Source organism: Micromonospora sp. SD19, from assembly GCF_054462275.1.
Genome location: NZ_JBTLMN010000001.1, coordinates 934,883 through 951,103, shown reverse-complemented (window position 1 = coordinate 951,103; position 16,221 = coordinate 934,883). Strand labels below are relative to the sequence as shown.

The following is a 16,221-nucleotide window of genomic DNA, read 5'->3' as shown; positions in this document are numbered from 1 at the left end:
GTGGCAACTGTTACCGAATATTGGACACCCCACCCACGGCACCGGAGGACAGATGGCCCGCGTGAAGGCACCGCCCGGCAAGCGGGCGGAGGGGCGGCGCCGCACGCCAGTGCTGGCGCTCGCGCTCGGCCTGTTCGCGGCGCTCGCCCTGGGACCTGCCGGCGCCAGTGCGGCCACACCGGACACGGAACCGGTCCTCAGCTCGGCCGGCCCGGTCAACGAGCCGGGAGACGGGCCCCCGACCACGCCGGCGCAGGAGCCCACCCCGACCGAGGATCCGGGCGGTGAACCGGGGCCGACCGAGCCGGCCCCGGAGACCACCGCGCCACCACCGGAGACGACGCCACCAGCACCGGTGACCACCCCACCGGAGGTCCCGCCGGTGCCGACCACCGTCGCACCCGCGCCGGGCGGCACCACCCGACCGCCCAGCCCGGCTCCCCCGGTGCCACCGACACCTGTGGCCCCGCCAACGCCGCCGGCTCCCGCGACACCCCCGGCTCCGCCGGTCCACCCGTCCGCGCCGGGTTCGGCGGCACCACCGCGGAGCCCGCTGGGCGTGCAGGTCACCACCGGTGACGTCACCCTCGGCGAGGCGTACTGGAACGCGGCGCGCACGGCGGCCACCCTGCAGGTCACCGTGCGGAACACGGGTACCACCACGCAACGGATCCGGCTCTCGTACACGCTGCCCGTCGGGCTGAGCGACGCCGGCACCAAGGGCTGCGTCGCCGCCGGTGGTGGCGCGTACCGCTGCGGGGCCTGGACGGCGGAGGCGGGCGTCCGGTTCAGCACGGTGCTGCGCCTGCGGGTCGCCGGCACGGCGTGGAAGCAGATGCCGCTCAGCGGCTCCGTCCGGGTCATCGCGGACGCACCGGGAGTCGCCGGCGAGGCGACCGACGACCAGGGCTTCGCGGTGCTCTTCCCACCCGGTCCGCCGGTGCCCGGGATCGCGCTCGCCGCCGACGAGGTGGCCTTCGACATCAGCGGCAGCCCCGGCACCCTCACGCTCCGGCTGGGCAACACCGGCACGGTGGACGCCGCCGGACGGGTCGAGGTCGTCCTGCCGGCCGGGGTGACGGTGCCGACCCCGCCGTCCGGTTGTGTGGCGGTCGACCCGTCGCGTACCCGCTGTGACGCCGGGATGGTGCTGGCCGGCACGACCGCCGAGGTGCGGCTGCCGGTGGAGGCGACACCGCAGGCCCAGCGGGAGGCTCCGCTGTCCGGTGCCGTGATCGGTCAACTCGATCCCCGCAGCGGCCCGACCCGTCGGGTGCAGATGAGCTTCCGGATCACCGCGGCGGCCGCCCTGGCCACGCCGGTGGTCTCCCCTCCCGCACCGACCGGCTCGCAGGGCGTCCTGCCGGCCGGCGCCGCGAGCGGAGACGGCGGGTTGACCTCGGTGCAGCGCACCGCTGTCATCCTGATCGTGGTCTCCACGCTGTTGGTGGTGCTGGCCCTCACGCTGGCCATGACCTCGCTGCGCCGCCGGTTCGGCGGCCCGCCGCCCGAGCCCGCCACCAACCCCGCCGACTGATCGACGGACGACCCCGGCCCCGCCCGGCCGGGGTCATCGACGTGTCCGGGGGTGATCTGAATTACGGCGGGCGGGGCGTAATACCGCAAAGGCGGGCATTTTTTACCACCGTCTGGTCCCAGTCGGCGGACCTCCGGCGATAGTTAGGGCTCCCTTAGACGTAGGCTCTCAGGTGAGGAACGACAGCGGCCGGACCAGCCTGGGGCGGTGCGGTGAAGCGTTGCGTCAAGGAGGTTCCGTGGCCGGGCAAGCCCCGCAGTCGCGAACGAAGGTGGCACAGTGACCAAGCAGATCCGTCAACTCGACCGGGTCGTCATCCGGTTCGCCGGGGACTCCGGCGACGGCATGCAGCTGACCGGCGACCGGTTCACCTCGGAGACGGCGCAGCTCGGCAACGACATCTCCACGCTGCCAAACTTCCCCGCCGAGATCCGGGCTCCCGCCGGGACCCTGCCGGGTGTGTCGAGCTTCCAGGTGCACTTCGCCGACTACGACATCCTCACGCCGGGTGACGCGCCCAACGTGCTGGTGGCGATGAACCCGGCGGCGCTCAAGGCCAACCTGGCCGACCTGCCGCGCGGCGCGGACATCATCGTCAACACCGACGAGTTCACCAAGCGCAACCTCGCCAAGGTCGGCTACCAGACCAGCCCGCTGGACGACGACTCGCTGGCCGGCTACGTCGTGCACCCGGTGGCGCTGACCTCGATGACGGTCGGCGCGCTCGCCGCCCACCAGGTGTCCAAGAAGGACGCCGAGCGGTCGAAGAACATGTTCGCGCTCGGCCTGCTCTCGTGGATGTACTCCCGGCCCTTCGAGTCGACCCTGCGCTTCCTGGAGCGCAAGTTCGCGGCCCGTCCGGAGCTGGTCGCCGCGAACGTCGCCGCCTTCAAGGCCGGCTGGAACTTCGGCGAGACCACCGAGGACTTCGCGGTCCGCTACGAGGTCAAGCCGGCGAAGATGCAGCCGGGCACGTACCGCAACATCACCGGCAACGCGGCCCTCTCGCTGGGGCTGGTCGCCGCCGGGGTCCGCTCCGGGCTGCCGGTCTTCCTGGGCGCGTACCCGATCACGCCTGCGTCGGACATCCTGCACGAGCTGAGCAAGCACAAGCGCTTCGGTGTCCTCACCATGCAGGCCGAGGACGAGATCGCCGCGGTCGGCGCCGCACTGGGCGCCTCCTACGGCGGATCGCTCGGCGTGACCACCACCAGCGGCCCCGGTGTGGCGCTCAAGAGCGAGACGATCTCGCTCGCGGTGGCGCTGGAGCTGCCGCTGGTGATCGTCGACGTGCAGCGCGCCGGCCCGTCGACAGGCATGCCGACCAAGACCGAGCAGGCCGACCTCAACATGGCGCTCTACGGTCGGCATGGTGAGGCGCCGATCGCGGTGATCGCGCCCCGCTCACCGTCGGACTGCTTCTTCGCGGCGCTGGAAGCGGCCCGGATCGCGCTCACCTACCGCACCCCGGTGATCCTGCTGTCCGACAACTACGTCGCCAACGGCTCCGAGCCCTGGCTGCTGCCCGACGTGGAGTCGCTGCCCGACCTGCGGGTCGAGTTCGCCACCAAGCCCAACGGCGAGGACGGCACCACCTTCCTGCCCTACCTGCGTGACCCGGAGACCCTGGCCCGGCCGTGGGCGATCCCCGGCACGGCGGGCCTGGAGCACCGGATCGGCGGTCTGGAGAAGGCCGACAAGACCGGGGACATCTCCTACGACCCGGCCAACCACGACTTCATGGTGCGCACCCGGGCCGCCCGGATCGAGACGATCCCGGTGCCGGACATCGAGGTGGAGGACCCGGACGGCGACGCCCGGGTGCTGGTCCTCGGCTGGGGCTCGACGTACGGGCCGATCGGCGCGGCGTGCCGCGGCGTGCGCCAGCGCGGTCTCTCCATCGCCCAGGCGCACCTGCGGCACCTGGCACCGATGCCGGCCAACCTCGGCGAGGTGCTGCGCTCGTACGACAAGGTGGTCATCCCGGAGATGAACCTGGGCCAGCTCGCCCACGTCATCCGGGCCCGCTACCTGGTCGACGCGATCAGCTACAACCAGGTCCGCGGCCTTCCGTTCACGGCCGCCGAGCTGGAGACGACGCTGGAAGAGGTGCTGAAGAATGTCTGAGCCCGTCGCCGTCAAGCTCACCGCGAAGGACTTCAAGTCCGACCAGGAGGTGCGCTGGTGCCCCGGCTGCGGTGACTACGCGATCCTGGCGGCCATCCAGCAGTTCATGCCGGAGCTGAACATCCCCCGGGAACGCACCGTCTTCGTCTCCGGGATCGGCTGCTCGTCGCGCTTCCCGTACTACATGAACACGTACGGGATGCACTCGATCCACGGTCGGGCCCCGGCGATCGCGACCGGCCTGTCGGTGTCCCGGCCGGACCTGTCGGTCTGGGTGGTCACCGGCGACGGCGACGCGCTCTCCATCGGCGGCAACCACCTGATCCACGCGCTGCGGCGCAACGTCAACCTCAAGATCCTGCTGTTCAACAACCGGATCTACGGTCTGACCAAGGGTCAGTATTCTCCGACGTCCGAGGTCGGCAAGATCACCAAGTCCACGCCGGCCGGCTCGGCGGACGCCCCGTTCAACCCGCTCTCGCTCGCCCTCGGCGCGGAGGCCAGCTTCGTCGGCCGGACCATCGACTCCGACCGCAAGCACCTGCAGTCGGTGCTGCGGGCCGCCGCAGAACACGAGGGCTCGGCCTTCGTGGAGATCTACCAGAACTGCAACATCTTCAACGATGGGGCGTTCGACCAGCTGAAGGACCCGTCCACCCGGGACGACTACCTGATCCGCCTGGAGCACGGGCAGCCGATCACCTTCGGTGCCGACGGGCGGTTCTGCGTGGTGCACCCGCCGGGCGGTTTCGGCCTCGAGGTTCGGGACACCAGCTCGGTGCGCCCGGAGGAGATCGTCGTGCACGACGCGACGGTGACCGACCCCGCGTACGCCTTCGCGCTGTCCCGGCTGCCCGGCCTGGACCTGCGCAACACCCCGATCGGGGTGTTCCGCTCGGTGGACCGGCCGTCCTACGACAGCGTGGTGCAGGGTCAGCTGGCGGCCGCCAAGGCGACTGTCACCGAGACCCCCGAGCAGCAGCTCGCCGGTCTGCTGGGCAGCGGCGACACCTGGACGATCGTCTGATCGTGCGACAACGGGAAGGGCCCGCAACCGGTTGGTTGCGGGCCCTTCCGTTTCGTTTACCGGTGGAACAACCGGATCAGAAGACCAGGTTGAAGGCGCCCCAGCCGGTGCCGACGACCTTGCCGCTCGAGTCGATCCACTGGCCGTAGCCGTTGGTCGTGTAGAGCCGCATGTCGCCCTTGCTGTTGACGCCCAGCATGTCCATCATGTTGTCGCCGCTCCAGTCGCCCGGAACCATGATGTTCTTGAAGCCCTGCCAACCGCTGCCGATCTTGGTGCCGAGCGGGTTGGTCCAGCCGCCCTTGCTGTCGGACTGGTACATCTTCAGGTCACCGGTCGAGGTGCGACCGATCAGCACCTCACGCCCGTCGCCCTTCCAGGCCCCGGGGGTGAGGAACAGGTTGAAGCCGTTCCAACCGTTGCCGATCTTGGTGCCGAGCGGGTTCTCCCAACCGCCCGCACCATTGCTGGTGTAGCGGATCAGGTCACCGTTGGACTTGCGCACCAGCAGGCTCGGCCGGTTGTTGCCCAGCCAGTTGTTCGTCACCATGAGCGCGGTGAAGCCCTGCCAACCGGTGCCGACCTTCTTGGCGCCTCCGACGAAGTTGCCCTTGCCATCGGTGTTGTAGAGGAACAGCTCACCGTTGGGCTTCATCGCCATGATGGAGGGCTTCTTGTCGCCGTTCCAGTTGTAGACCCGGAAGACGCGGCTGTAGATGTTCCAGCCCGTGCCGATCTGGCGAGCCATGTAGAAGCCGCCGTACCCGTTGTTGGAGAAGCCACTGCCGTAGTACAACCCCAGGTTGCCGGCGGAGTCGCGGGCGAGCAGGTCGGTGTGACCGTCGCCGGACCAGTCCGCGTTGACCAGCGCCGGACGGGTCAGGTCCGCCTTGATCGAGTTGTTGTAGTAGCTCAACCGCTCGTAGTAGCCGGGCGAGGAACCACACGGCTCGAAGCCCCAGTCGGTGATGCCGACCTGGACCCCGTTGACGAGCAGCGGACCGCCCGAGTCGCCAGCGCAGGTGTCGCTGCTGGGGGCGGCCTTGGTGCCCGAGCCGGCGCAGATCATCCGGTCGGCAAAGTAGAGCCCGTCGGCGTTGCAGTCCGCATCGGACCGCATCGCAACGGTCGCCTTGCGCAGCCGACTGTCCGGCTGCTGCTCACCCGACGTGGTGACGCCATAGCCCGCGATCTGGGCCGAGGTGCCGGCCGCGTACGGCTTCTGGTCGCCCTGGGCGCTCAGCGACACCGCGGTATACGCGCTGGGCAGGTTTTGCTTCAGCGTGAGGACCGAGACGTCGTCGACGATCGGCGCGTTGGGGTCGTTGTACTGCTGGGCGATGTTCCAGCCCGGGTGGGTCCAGGTTGAACTGACCTCGGCGACGTACCCGCTGCCACCGACGATCTGGCCATTGCTGTCGACCAGCCGGTCGTTGCCGGCGATGACCCGAGTGGTGCCGGGACCGTCGGCGGTGCAGTGCGCGGCCGTCAGCACCTTGTTACGGGCGATGATCGTGCCGGTGCACCAGTACCAGTAGAAGTCCGGGCCGTCCTGGAGGGTGGTGACGATACCCACGATGTACGGAAACTCGGAGGCACTGGCCAGGGTCCCCTGGAAGACCTTGGGAGAGGCACCCGTGCCGGACTGGAAGGCCCGGCCCTGGGCGCCCGGCTTGGGAAGCGTGAGCTTCCCCTTGTGCAGGTTCGGCAGCTTGCTCAACCGGTCCGGTCGCGAGCTGCTCGCCGCGTCGTAGACGCCGCCGGTGGGGGCGGCCTGAGCACTGGTCGTGGGTGCCACGGCCGCCACGCCCGTGAGGGCGAGGCCCGCCACGACACCGGCGTACCACCGCCGTCGGGCTCCTGCGGATGTTGCCACTTCAGCCACTGATTGCTTCCCGTCGTTCGATTAACGAGGCACTCGGAGCTGCCCGGGATGACCTGCGGGGGACGCGACGGGGTGAACGACGAAACACACATGGGCGAATCCGCCCGAACTGAAGATTTTCCCCGTCGTGCCTGCGCCAACGACGCTGCGCCGACACGTCCCGGCAGCGACACCCATTGACAGCTCTAAGCCGGGACACCGTAGCAAGGGTTCGGTCAGGAAGCTGCCCGGTAAGGGGTTTTCTCCATGATCCGAAACCGGACCGCGACGAAACCGATGGGGTCAGGGCAGCCACGACTCATCCGGACGGGTTGCGGCCCTCAGCCACCCGGTGCACAGAACTGGATGTCCTGGGCCGGAGGGTGGCCGTCCGGTGTGGACCGCCACCCTCCGCCGCGACGAGGCGACCGACAGTCAGCGGGTGGCACCGGCCGGCGGCCAGAGATTGTCGATCTCCTTCTCGGCCTGCGCGAGGCTCGCCTCGTGCAGCGGGATCAGCTCGGCCATCGCCGGCACCGACGGCGCCAGGGTCAGCTCGGCACTGATGAAGCGCGGCTGCAGGCCGGTCAGCGACAGGCCGTGCGGGAGCCACGGCTCCGCGTGGTCCCAGCCGTTGCGCGGGGCTCCCTCGCCGTATCCGCCACCTCGGCTGGCGAGCACCACGAACTCGCGGTCACCGAGCAGACCCTCCTGTGTCGTCGGGTCGTACGCCAGCCCAGGAACGATCAGGTGGTCGACCCAGGACTTGACGCTGCTGGGCGCACCGTAGTTGTAGAGCGGCAGCCCGAGCAGCACCACGTCGGCCTGCTTCACCTCGTCGACCAACCGCTCGCTGAGCTCCCAGGACTCGCGCTGGGCCGGCGTGTGCTGATCCGGCGGCGTCATCCGGGCCAGCCCGCCGGCCGCGTCCAGGTGCGGGAGCGGGTCGGCGCCCAGATCCCGGTAGGCCACGGTGCCGCCCGGGTGGGCCGCACGCCATGCGTCGACCGCGCGGGCGGTGAGCCGCCGACTGACGGACCAGTCACCTCGGATGCTCGAATCAATATGCAGCAGGTGCATTATTCCTCCTCCAGGAATCGTCTGCGAAGCACCAACTATTTATAGCAAGCCGATGTTCCGTCAGCTCGGTAGACTGGGTCACATGTCCGCCCAGCCGCTCGACTCCTCGGAGCACCGCTCGGGCGCCCTCCTGGACCACCTGGCCCGGCGGATACGACTGCGGTCGGAGTCGGTGCTGGCGCCGCTGGGGCTACGCCCCCGGCACCTGGTCGCGCTCACCGTGCTGCGGGCCGGCGGCGGCACCGGTCAACAGGCGCTCGCCGCCACCCTCGAGATGGACAGCACCAACATCGTCGGGCTGCTCAACGACCTCGAAGCAAAGCAGCTGATCGAGCGCCGACGCTCCCCCGAGGACCGCCGCCGACACGTCGTCGAACTCACCAAAGATGGGGCAAAACGCCTCAGTGAGGCCGAATGCGCCCTGGCCGGCGCCGAGGACGAGGTGCTGGGCGCGCTGAATCCCGTCGAGCGGGAGACGCTCTACGAGTTGCTCAACCGGGCCGCCACCGGCACGGTCAACTGCGCCGAGGTGATCTGCGGCACCGACGACCCCCGCTGACGCTGCGCCCCTGCTGACGGTGCCGCACCTCAGCGGCGCGGCTGTCCAGCAGCGGTCACGCCGACGGCGGGGCGGTCACACCGGCCAACAGCGGTGCCAGGATCAGGCGGTAGTGGCCGACTGCGGGCGGTCGTCGCGTACGTGCACCAGCATGTCGCCGGTCTCGATCACCGCTCCGGCCCGGTCGGCCAGGGTGACCACCTTGCCCCGCCGCACCAGGGCGATCACCAGCGATTCCAGCTCACGCGGTGAACGGCCCACCTCGTCCCGCTCGGCGGAACGCATCGCCAGCGCCATGCCCTGGCCGGGGGTGAGCAGGTCCTCCACCACGTCGATCAGCGGCGGCGCCGAGGTGGACAGGCCGAGCAGCCGGCCCGCCGTGGCCGAGGAGACGATCACGTGGTGCGCACCGCTCTGCTTGAGCAGCGGGGCGTTCTCCGCCTCCCGGGCCGCCGCGATGATCCGGACCTGCCCGGCGGTGAGCTGCCGTACCGTCAGCGCGACCAGCACCGACGCGTCGTCGCTGTCGGTCGCGATGATCACGGCCTTGGCGCTCTTGACGTGTGCCTCGTTCAGCACCGACGACCGGGTCGCCGAGCCCTCGATCGCCACCAGCCCGGCGGAGGTGGCCTGCCGCAGGGCGGCGGCGCTGCGCTCCACCACCACGATCCGCGAGCGGTCCAGACCGTTCTCCATCAGCGCGGAGACCGCGCTGCGCCCCTTGGTGCCGTAGCCGCAGATGATGACGTGGTCCTTCACGGCTCTCCTCCACCGCGACAGGCGACGGCCGGTCCGGTACTGCTCGGTCAGAACTTCCAGGGTGGTACCGACCAGGATGATAAGGAAGATCACTCGGGCCGGGGTGATGAAGAGGACGTTGACCAGCCGGGCCGACGGCGCAGCCGGGGTGATGTCCCCGTAGCCGGTGGTCGAGAGCGACACCACCGCGTAGTAGAAGCAGTCCAGGAGGGTGAGGCCGTCCTCATTGACATCGCGGTAGCCGTCCCGGCCGAGGTAGACCGCGGCGACCACGGCGAAGACCAGGCCCAGGGCGGCGGCGAGCCGGAGGCTCAGCGCGCTCAGCGGGCCCCGACGCTGCGCGGGAAAATGGATCACCGTCGAACCTGCTCCCCCGCCGTCGCCTGCACGCCCACAACATAGCGGGTACACCGGCGCCCGCACGTCGGGGTCGCAGCGGACAACCCGCGGCCCGCCCGCACCCGACTACCGGACGACAACGACGACCCGGTGCAGGCCGGCAGACGGAGGGGGCGCGACCCTCGTGACGACGAGCGGCGGACGGCGAACCGAGGCCGACGACGAATACACCGAGTACGTCCGGTCCCGGATGGCGCAGTGGCGACGCACCGCCTACCTGATGTGCGGGGACTGGGACCGGGGCGACGACATCCTGCAACGGGTGCTCACCGAGCTGTACCGAAACTGGCCCAAGGCCCGCCAGGCCGACCACCTGGACGCGCTGGTGCGCACCATGCTGCTGCGGCGGCTGATCGACGAACGGCGGTTGCGGTGGGCGCGGGTCCGCCTCGGCGGCGCGCTGCCCGACGCGTCCACCGCTTTTCCCGACCCGAGCGACCGGATCACGGTGGTGGGCGCGCTGCGCCAGGTACCGCCACGGCAACGCGCGGTGCTGGTGCTGCGGTACTTCCAGGACCTCAGCGTCGAGGAGACCGCCCAGGCCATGGGCTGCTCGACGGGGACGGTGAAGAGCCAGACCGCCAAGGGCCTGGCCACCCTGCGCACCCTGCTCACCCCCACCCTGACCGGCAACTGAGAGGAGCGACGATGCTCGACGAACGCCACATTGGCGACCTGATGCTGACCGAGATCGAATCGGCCGAGCGGCCGTCGGAGGTGCTGGACGTGCGGCGGGCGATGCGCACCGCACGGCGGCAACGCCGCCTCGCCCACGGAGCCGGCGCCGCGCTGCTGGCGGTGGCGCTGACCGTCGGCGGGCTCACCGTCCCCGACCTGCTGACCCCGGACCGGTCGCCGGCCCCCGCACCGGTGGGCACCGCGGCCGGCGAGGGCCGGACCGGGCTACCGGCCGCGCTCACCACGGTCGACCCCCAGCGGGCGTACGTCCGGTTCGGCTGGCTGCCGGACGGGCTGCGGAATCTCCAGTACCAGGCCGGACTGCTGCTCTCCGGTCCGGGCGTGTACCTCAGCGCGTCCAACGCCCCCGGCAGTGGCCAGTGGAAGGGCGTCGCTGTCACCCTCTATCCGAAGGGGCTGCAACCTCCGGCCCCACAGCGGGACAGCGGCGAACCGGCACAGCCCGGCAAGACCACGCCCGGCCCGGAACTGAACGGCGGCACCAGCACCTTCGCCTCCTACAGCGGGGCCGAGCAGCCGGAGGCGATCCTGCGCTGGCGGTACGCCCCGGACGGCTGGGCACAGCTCAAGGTGGTGGGCGTGGGAGCCGACGTCCGGAGCACCGCGGCCCAGGTGGCCAGGGCGCTGCGGTTCGGCGACGAGCCGACCCCGATGCCGGCCTCGGTGGCGGGTGTACCCGAATCGCTACAGGTGATCACGGTCGACGTGCAGGAGTCGCTGGACGAGCCGAACGACTGGTACGCGTCGACCACCTGGGCACCACGGTCGAGCACCGGCGATCCTGGCCAGCAGCGGGCTCGCACGATGACGGTGAGCGTCTCCCGCTACCGCAACATCACCGATCCCACCGACAACAGGTACGTCGAACCGAACACCACCGTCGCCGGACACCCGGCACGGTTCGGCGGACAGAACGGCAACGAGTCGCTGACCGTCTACGACGTGAACGGGGCGAACGTGACGATCGACGACAGTGCCCTGCTGCCCACCGGCGGCACCAGGGCACTGTTCCCGACGGTCACGCTGGTGCCCGAGCCGGCCAGCTGGCGCACCCACCTGGGTCGGTGACGTGTCGGGCCCGCGCCGTGCGGCGGCGCGGGCCCGCACGGGCAACCGTCGGGTCCGGCAGCGGGCATGATGGGGGTGTTCCCGGACGACGACCGCGAGAGTGAGGCCCGCATGTCGTTACTGCGACGAGTGATCGGTGGGGTGTTGCGCCGCCACCGCCAGCGTCAGGGCCGCACACTGCGCGAGGTGGCCGCGTCGGCCGACGTCTCAGTGCCCTACCTCTCAGAGGTCGAGCGGGGCCGCAAAGAGGCCTCGTCGGAGGTGCTGGCGGCGATCTGCCGAGCGCTCGGCATCAGCCTCGCCGACCTGCTCGGCGAGGCCCGCGACGACATGCGCCGAGTCGAGCCCCGCCTCCCGGCCGCGCCGCGCGCCGCGCTCACCCACCTGGAACGGGTCGATGCGACCCGGCGGGAGATCGGCAACGCCACCCTGCTGGTGGGTCCCCGTGTCAGTGGGTTCGTCCTGCACCGCGAGCCGATGGCGAGCGATCCGACCCTCAGCGTTCCCGAAAAAGCGTCCGCTGGTGGCTTCCGCCCCGGTCCGCGTACCCCCGCCCTGGCCGACGACGCGCGGACCCGGCTGGGCCTGCGGCAGCTGACCGCCGCGTAGGCCGCGCGGGTTCTGCCGTCGGCGGATCTGCCGCCGGCAGAATCACTGGGTCAGCCACCGCCGTCGTGCCCACGCTGAAGGGGCCGGTCCACCGGGCGGTCACCACCGCCCGCCGGCACCGTGGGAGGCGACGGCACATGATGAGGTACGGCGTACAGATGCTGGATGGTGGGCAACCGACCTTTGGTGATCACGTGTTCGAGCGGCTGCTGCGGGAGCGGATCGTCTTCCTCGGCACCGAGGTGACGGAGGAGTCGGCCAACCAGATCTGCGCGCAGATCCTGCTGCTCGCCGCCGAGGACGCCGACCGGGACATCTACCTCTACATCAACTCGCCGGGCGGTTCGGTGAGCGCGGGAATGGCGGTCTACGACACGATGCGCTACGTCCGCAACGACGTGGCGACGCTGGCGCTCGGGTTCGCCGGGTCGATGGGGCAGTTCCTGCTCTGTGCGGGCGCGGCCGGCAAGCGGTACGCGCTGCCGCACTCACGGATCATGATGCACCAGCCGTCCGGCGGGATGGGCGGAACCGCCTCGGACATCACCATCCAGGCGGAGAACATGCTGCACGTGAAGCGGACGATGCAGGAGCTGATCTCCCAGCACAGTGGACGCACGCTCGACGAGATCCAGCGCGACTGGGACCGGGACCGTTGGTTCACCGCCCAGCAGGCCCGGGAGTACGGCCTCATCGACCACGTGATCACCCGAGCCGAACAACTGCCGACGCTCTGATCGAGAGGACCTGCCCCGACAGGATTCGACCTGGGCCCGCGCCTGGCCACCCGGCCAGGCGAAGCCCCGGAACCAGTTCGAGCCCGCCCACCTCAGCCGGTACGATCGCGATCTTGTTCGTACTGCAGGGAGCCCGTGAGATCCTCGTGCGGCCGCCCCGGCAACTCCCATGCTGAGAGTAGGTGTCGTCAATGGCATGCCGTATCGGTGAGATCGTGCTCAAGTGCCGCGACCTCGACGTGCTGGCGCGGTTCTGGTCCGAGGTCCTGGACTTCGTCGAACTCGATCGCGAAGAGGGCGTCTACATCGAGATAGGCCCGCGCGAAGGGTTCGGCGGCCCGCAGCCGACGATCTTCCTCATCCGCAACGACGATCCGAAGAGCGGGCACGCCCGGCTGCACATCGACGTCAACCCCACCGACCGCGACCAGGCCGCCGAGCTTGAGCGCCTCCTGGCCGTCGGGGCCGTACCCGTCGACATCGGTCAGCCGGCCGATGCCTCGTGGCACGTGCTCGCCGATCCGGAGGGCAACGAGTTCTGCCTGCTCCGTAGCCGCCTCGACCCACTCTGACGGCGCTCGCCCGCGCCGCGCCACCCGGCGAGCGCCGACAAGCCCACCAAGAGGATCTACGTTTCGCCTGGTGCCCCCGGCAGGATTCGAACCTGCGACACACGGTTTAGGAAACCGATGCTCTATCCCCTGAGCTACGGGGGCGCGAGGGCCAAGTCTAGCGACCTGGGGGGTCACCTGGAGTGGCAGGGAGTGGCAGACGTTCACCCACCTCGCCCGGGCCCCTGTTTGCCCAGCCCAGCACCACATCCTGAGCACGCGAACCCTGACCTCGCCACCGGGGGCGGTCGGCTGCGGTGCCCGCCTGTGGCGGTGCCGACGATGACCGTTCCCCGCCCCGTGTCCGCTCACCCCGCTGGGTGCGGGTTCGACGCGGCCAGTGCGGATGTCGGCGGCCAGCACCACCTACGTGTTGAAATGGATCTACTCAATACCGAGTAGAGTCCATGGTTCGAACTACAGGATGAGGCCGAGGGATTTGATGAGCCCGAGCAGCACGACTCCTCGGATCGCAAGGGAAGACGACCTCGCGGGCTTCACGGCCGGCCAGTTCCTGGCCGTGACGAAAGCCCTCACGATGATTCTGGCTCTCCCGCCGTCAGCCGCCGACCACGTCGATGCGCTCGTCATCGCCAGTGGCCAGGGCGAGGAATGGCGCTTCACCCACGCGATCCGCAGCTGGGAGACGAACCTCGACCTCCGCTACCTCCTGGTGGCCAATGGCAACCCGACCGAGAAGACCTACGTCGACATCACACTCGGTTACCTGCGCAGCCTCGGCCTCCGCCGCGTCGGTGGAGTTCACGTCCAGGCCGAGCCGGCTCCCAACACCGCCCTGCAGGCCGCGTGGATCGTCGACCAGGTCAAGGCCCACGGCATCACGAGCCTGGCGCTCGCCGTCTCTCCCTACCACCTGCCCCGCGCCTACCTCACGCTCCTCAAAGCGTTCACCGAGTCAGGCGTTCGCCTTCCCATCATTCCGGTGCCGGTGGCGGTGCCCCCGGACCGGCTGGTCCCGGAAACCGGCGCCACCGCCTACGACCTCGTGCCCGGGGAGGTGAAGCGCATGCTGACGTACGCGGACCAGGGGTGGATCGCGACGCTTGAGGAGCTGCAGCAGTATCTGCAGTGGCTGTGGAGTCATCACGAGCCGCTTCTCCGTGGGGGCTCGCGACGGTCTGTCGAGGATGGCGTGTCGGCCTGACATCCACCGGGGCGCCCGGTGCAGCAGGCCGCCAGCCTACGAGCGCGGGGGCCGGGCGGCGCGGCGACGCTCGGTGAGCCGTCGCGCCTTCACCGCGTTGCCGCAGTCGGCCATCCGGCACCAGCGGCGGGAACCGTTGCGGCTCTGATCGAGGAACAGCCAGCCACAGCCACCTTCGAGCACCGGGCAGCGGCGCACCCGGGTCAGGTCGGCCGTCAGCATGACGTCGAAGGCGGCCTCGGCGATCCGGTCGGGCACCAACATGGCCGGCACCGTGCCGTACGCCAGCCGCACCCGTGACGGTTCGAGCACGAATCGCGCTCGGGCGGCCGCGCCGGACCAGCGCTGGTGCAGGGCGACGAGTGCGGCACCGGCCGCGATGGGGTCACCCGGCGTACCACCGTCCGGGTCGATGATCGCCGCAAGCAGCACGAGGTGCAGCCCTTCGCGGATGTCTCGCACGGCGGCCAACCCGGCGTGCGCCGCCGCGGGCTCGTCGCGCCACGCCTGAGCAACCTGGTCAGCCTCCGCGTCGCTGATCAGCCCCACCCGGCCCGACCAGCGCAGCAAGGCGGAGCTGTCGGACAGGAAGTCGTGCGGCGACTCGCCCCCTCGCTCGAGTGTGTTGACCAGATCGAGCACAGGGTGCCCGCCGACCAACGGCAGCTGACACACGTCGAGTGGCATGCCGACAAGGCTACCACCTAAACCGTCGAAGGAGGTTATGCTGCGGCTCGGCCCGGGGCCGGTGACGGCGGCGAGACCCCCGCCGTCATCCGGTCGGACCGCAGCGGGCGGCGCAGGCGATCGGCACATGACCAGTGCGGTGAGCGGACGCCTACGCCACTGCCCCGATCAGGCGGCATGGGCGCCGGCGGTGTCGAGCCGCTCGACGTGTGCCGCGTCGAGCTTGACGTCGATCGCCGACATGGCAGCCGCGTACTGGTCGAGGGTGCGCGGCCCGATCAGCGGCACGATGCTCGGCGACGTCTGGTGCATCAGCCACGCGAGCACCAACTGGTTGGGCTTGACCCCCAGCTCGGCGGCGAGCGCGGTGAGAGCCGTGAGCCGCGCCTCGGCATCCGGACCCTGGTACGGATCCATGATGTCGTGGTTCCGCCGCTTCGCCGGATCGTCGTAGACCCCCTTGAGGATCGGCGAGTACGCGACCAACGTCAGGTCGTCGTGCGTCCGCAGGTAGTCGAGCTGCTCGTCGTCGACGATGGACTTGTGGTCGAGCCCGGCGCGGCGACGGAGGTAGCTGTGTTGTTGCTGCACCGCTACCGGCGCGGGCCAACCATGGCGGTCACAAAGCTGCCGGATGCGTTCCAGTCGCCAGGTGCGCACGTTGCTCCAGCCGATGTACCGCGCCTTGCCGTCGCGGACGATCTCCGCCAGGGCGGCCAGCGTCTCCTCCAGCGGCGTCGACCGGTCGTCGACGTGCACGTAGAACAGGTCGACGTGGTCGGTGCCGAGCCGCCGCAGACTGTCGTCGATGCCCCGGCGTACGGTGTCGGCGCCGGCACCCTCGAAACGGGCCTGGACCTCTTCCCACGTCTTGCCACGCGCCTCTTCCGGATCGGCCAACCGCGCACCGCACTTGGTGGCGAGAAAGACCTTGTCGCGTCGACCGCCGTTGGCGAGCCAGCGGCCTATCAACTCCTCACTCTCGCCACCGGTGTTGCCCGGTGACGGCCACCACGCATAGCAGTTGGCGGTGTCGACGAAATTGCCCCCGGCATCGAGATAACGGTCCAGCATCTCCACCGACGACGCCTCGTCGGTGAGCGTTCCCATCAGCATGCACCCGAGAGCAATCTGACTGACCTGCTCACCCGTACGCCCCAATTCCACAGTCCTCATGGCGGGAAAGCTATATGTTCGGGCGTCCTCCACGTCAACCCGTTGCGCTACTCGAAAAGCGCGCCGGTCATACGCCTCCGCGGAACGGAAAAAGGGCGAGCTGCACCGCTGCCGGAG

15 protein-coding genes and 1 tRNA gene are annotated in these 16,221 nt (G+C 70.0%); 10 read left to right on the top strand and 6 right to left on the bottom strand.

Features of this window, described 5'->3' with window-relative positions:
* Positions 1-52 precede the first annotated feature (52 nt).
* The 3 genes from ACX27O_RS04370 (at position 53) to ACX27O_RS04360 (ending at position 4,691) form a co-directional block, all read left to right on the top strand.
* Positions 53-1,537, top strand: a complete 1,485-nt coding sequence (locus ACX27O_RS04370) for a hypothetical protein (RefSeq protein ID WP_210866507.1) — start codon at positions 53-55, stop codon at positions 1,535-1,537.
* A gap of 279 nt (positions 1,538-1,816) precedes the next feature.
* Positions 1,817-3,664, top strand: coding sequence for a 2-oxoacid:acceptor oxidoreductase subunit alpha (locus ACX27O_RS04365; RefSeq protein WP_030329258.1), 1,848 nt, complete (start codon positions 1,817-1,819; stop codon positions 3,662-3,664).
* Positions 3,657-4,691, top strand: coding sequence for a 2-oxoacid:ferredoxin oxidoreductase subunit beta (locus tag ACX27O_RS04360; protein WP_030329260.1), 1,035 nt, complete (start codon positions 3,657-3,659; stop codon positions 4,689-4,691). The genes ACX27O_RS04365 and ACX27O_RS04360 overlap by 8 nt, the downstream gene beginning before the upstream one ends.
* A gap of 76 nt (positions 4,692-4,767) precedes the next feature.
* Here ACX27O_RS04360 and ACX27O_RS04355 read toward each other — a convergent pair whose 3' ends face one another.
* Positions 4,768-6,522, bottom strand: a complete 1,755-nt coding sequence (locus ACX27O_RS04355; RefSeq protein ID WP_458938973.1) for a trypsin-like serine protease — start codon at positions 6,520-6,522, stop codon at positions 4,768-4,770.
* A 468-nt stretch (positions 6,523-6,990) separates the two neighbouring features.
* Positions 6,991-7,635, bottom strand: coding sequence for an FMN-dependent NADH-azoreductase (locus ACX27O_RS04350; RefSeq protein WP_247681027.1), 645 nt, complete (start codon positions 7,633-7,635; stop codon positions 6,991-6,993).
* Positions 7,636-7,717: 82 nt separating this feature from the next.
* Here ACX27O_RS04350 and ACX27O_RS04345 point away from each other — a divergent pair, with 82 nt between their 5' ends.
* Positions 7,718-8,194: a MarR family winged helix-turn-helix transcriptional regulator gene (locus ACX27O_RS04345; RefSeq protein ID WP_458938972.1), complete on the top strand. Its 477-nt coding sequence runs from the start codon at positions 7,718-7,720 to the stop codon at positions 8,192-8,194.
* A gap of 102 nt (positions 8,195-8,296) precedes the next feature.
* Here ACX27O_RS04345 and ACX27O_RS04340 read toward each other — a convergent pair whose 3' ends face one another.
* Positions 8,297-9,310 carry a potassium channel family protein gene (locus ACX27O_RS04340; protein WP_030329269.1) on the bottom strand — a complete coding sequence of 338 codons (1,014 nt, stop codon included), beginning with the start codon at positions 9,308-9,310 and terminating at the stop codon, positions 8,297-8,299.
* Positions 9,311-9,476: 166 nt separating this feature from the next.
* Between ACX27O_RS04340 and ACX27O_RS04335 the strand changes: the two genes are divergently transcribed.
* From ACX27O_RS04335 to ACX27O_RS04315, 5 genes are all read left to right on the top strand, one after another.
* Positions 9,477-9,989, top strand: coding sequence for a SigE family RNA polymerase sigma factor (locus tag ACX27O_RS04335; protein WP_030329271.1), 513 nt, complete (start codon positions 9,477-9,479; stop codon positions 9,987-9,989).
* 11 nt (positions 9,990-10,000) lie between these two features.
* Positions 10,001-11,119 carry a hypothetical protein gene (locus tag ACX27O_RS04330; protein WP_357640849.1) on the top strand — a complete coding sequence of 373 codons (1,119 nt, stop codon included), beginning with the start codon at positions 10,001-10,003 and terminating at the stop codon, positions 11,117-11,119.
* 111 nt (positions 11,120-11,230) lie between these two features.
* Positions 11,231-11,728, top strand: coding sequence for a helix-turn-helix domain-containing protein (locus ACX27O_RS04325; protein WP_030329275.1), 498 nt, complete (start codon positions 11,231-11,233; stop codon positions 11,726-11,728).
* Positions 11,729-11,865: 137 nt separating this feature from the next.
* Positions 11,866-12,465 (top strand): ClpP family protease, encoded by a 600-nt coding sequence (locus ACX27O_RS04320; RefSeq protein ID WP_030329277.1) that lies wholly within the window; start codon positions 11,866-11,868, stop codon positions 12,463-12,465.
* Between the two features lie 191 nt (positions 12,466-12,656).
* Positions 12,657-13,037, top strand: coding sequence for a VOC family protein (locus tag ACX27O_RS04315; RefSeq protein ID WP_030329280.1), 381 nt, complete (start codon positions 12,657-12,659; stop codon positions 13,035-13,037).
* A gap of 68 nt (positions 13,038-13,105) precedes the next feature.
* Here the strand turns inward: ACX27O_RS04315 and ACX27O_RS04310 are convergent.
* Positions 13,106-13,181, bottom strand: a tRNA-Arg gene (locus ACX27O_RS04310).
* 337 nt (positions 13,182-13,518) lie between these two features.
* Here ACX27O_RS04310 and ACX27O_RS04305 point away from each other — a divergent pair.
* Complete coding sequence (locus tag ACX27O_RS04305; protein WP_358124580.1) at positions 13,519-14,241, top strand: YdcF family protein; 723 nt, start codon at positions 13,519-13,521, stop codon at positions 14,239-14,241.
* Between the two features lie 36 nt (positions 14,242-14,277).
* Here the strand turns inward: ACX27O_RS04305 and ACX27O_RS04300 are convergent, their stop codons facing one another.
* Both ACX27O_RS04300 and ACX27O_RS04295 read right to left on the bottom strand, forming a co-directional pair.
* The gene (locus ACX27O_RS04300) at positions 14,278-14,928 is read right to left on the bottom strand and encodes a CGNR zinc finger domain-containing protein (RefSeq protein ID WP_400448167.1); all 651 of its coding nucleotides are present in this window, start codon (positions 14,926-14,928) and stop codon (positions 14,278-14,280) included.
* A 168-nt stretch (positions 14,929-15,096) separates the two neighbouring features.
* Positions 15,097-16,104: an aldo/keto reductase gene (locus ACX27O_RS04295; RefSeq protein WP_210857506.1), complete on the bottom strand. Its 1,008-nt coding sequence runs from the start codon at positions 16,102-16,104 to the stop codon at positions 15,097-15,099.
* Positions 16,105-16,221 lie beyond the last annotated feature (117 nt).

What these genes read in the sequence shown, in the direction of transcription:
- ACX27O_RS04350 (WP_247681027.1), bottom strand. Translation starts at nt 7,635, where the DNA reads ATGCACCTGCTGCATATTGATTCGAGCATCCGAGGTGACTGGTCCGTC.
- ACX27O_RS04370 (WP_210866507.1), top strand. Translation starts at nt 53, where the DNA reads ATGGCCCGCGTGAAGGCACCGCCCGGCAAGCGGGCGGAGGGGCGGCGC.
- ACX27O_RS04315 (WP_030329280.1), top strand. Translation starts at nt 12,657, where the DNA reads ATGGCATGCCGTATCGGTGAGATCGTGCTCAAGTGCCGCGACCTCGAC.
- ACX27O_RS04345 (WP_458938972.1), top strand. Translation starts at nt 7,718, where the DNA reads ATGTCCGCCCAGCCGCTCGACTCCTCGGAGCACCGCTCGGGCGCCCTC.
- ACX27O_RS04325 (WP_030329275.1), top strand. Translation starts at nt 11,231, where the DNA reads ATGTCGTTACTGCGACGAGTGATCGGTGGGGTGTTGCGCCGCCACCGC.
- ACX27O_RS04300 (WP_400448167.1), bottom strand. Translation starts at nt 14,928, where the DNA reads ATGCCACTCGACGTGTGTCAGCTGCCGTTGGTCGGCGGGCACCCTGTG.
- ACX27O_RS04320 (WP_030329277.1), top strand. Translation starts at nt 11,866, where the DNA reads ATGATGAGGTACGGCGTACAGATGCTGGATGGTGGGCAACCGACCTTT.
- ACX27O_RS04330 (WP_357640849.1), top strand. Translation starts at nt 10,001, where the DNA reads ATGCTCGACGAACGCCACATTGGCGACCTGATGCTGACCGAGATCGAA.
- ACX27O_RS04305 (WP_358124580.1), top strand. Translation starts at nt 13,519, where the DNA reads ATGAGCCCGAGCAGCACGACTCCTCGGATCGCAAGGGAAGACGACCTC.
- ACX27O_RS04360 (WP_030329260.1), top strand. Translation starts at nt 3,657, where the DNA reads ATGTCTGAGCCCGTCGCCGTCAAGCTCACCGCGAAGGACTTCAAGTCC.
- ACX27O_RS04295 (WP_210857506.1), bottom strand. Translation starts at nt 16,104, where the DNA reads ATGAGGACTGTGGAATTGGGGCGTACGGGTGAGCAGGTCAGTCAGATT.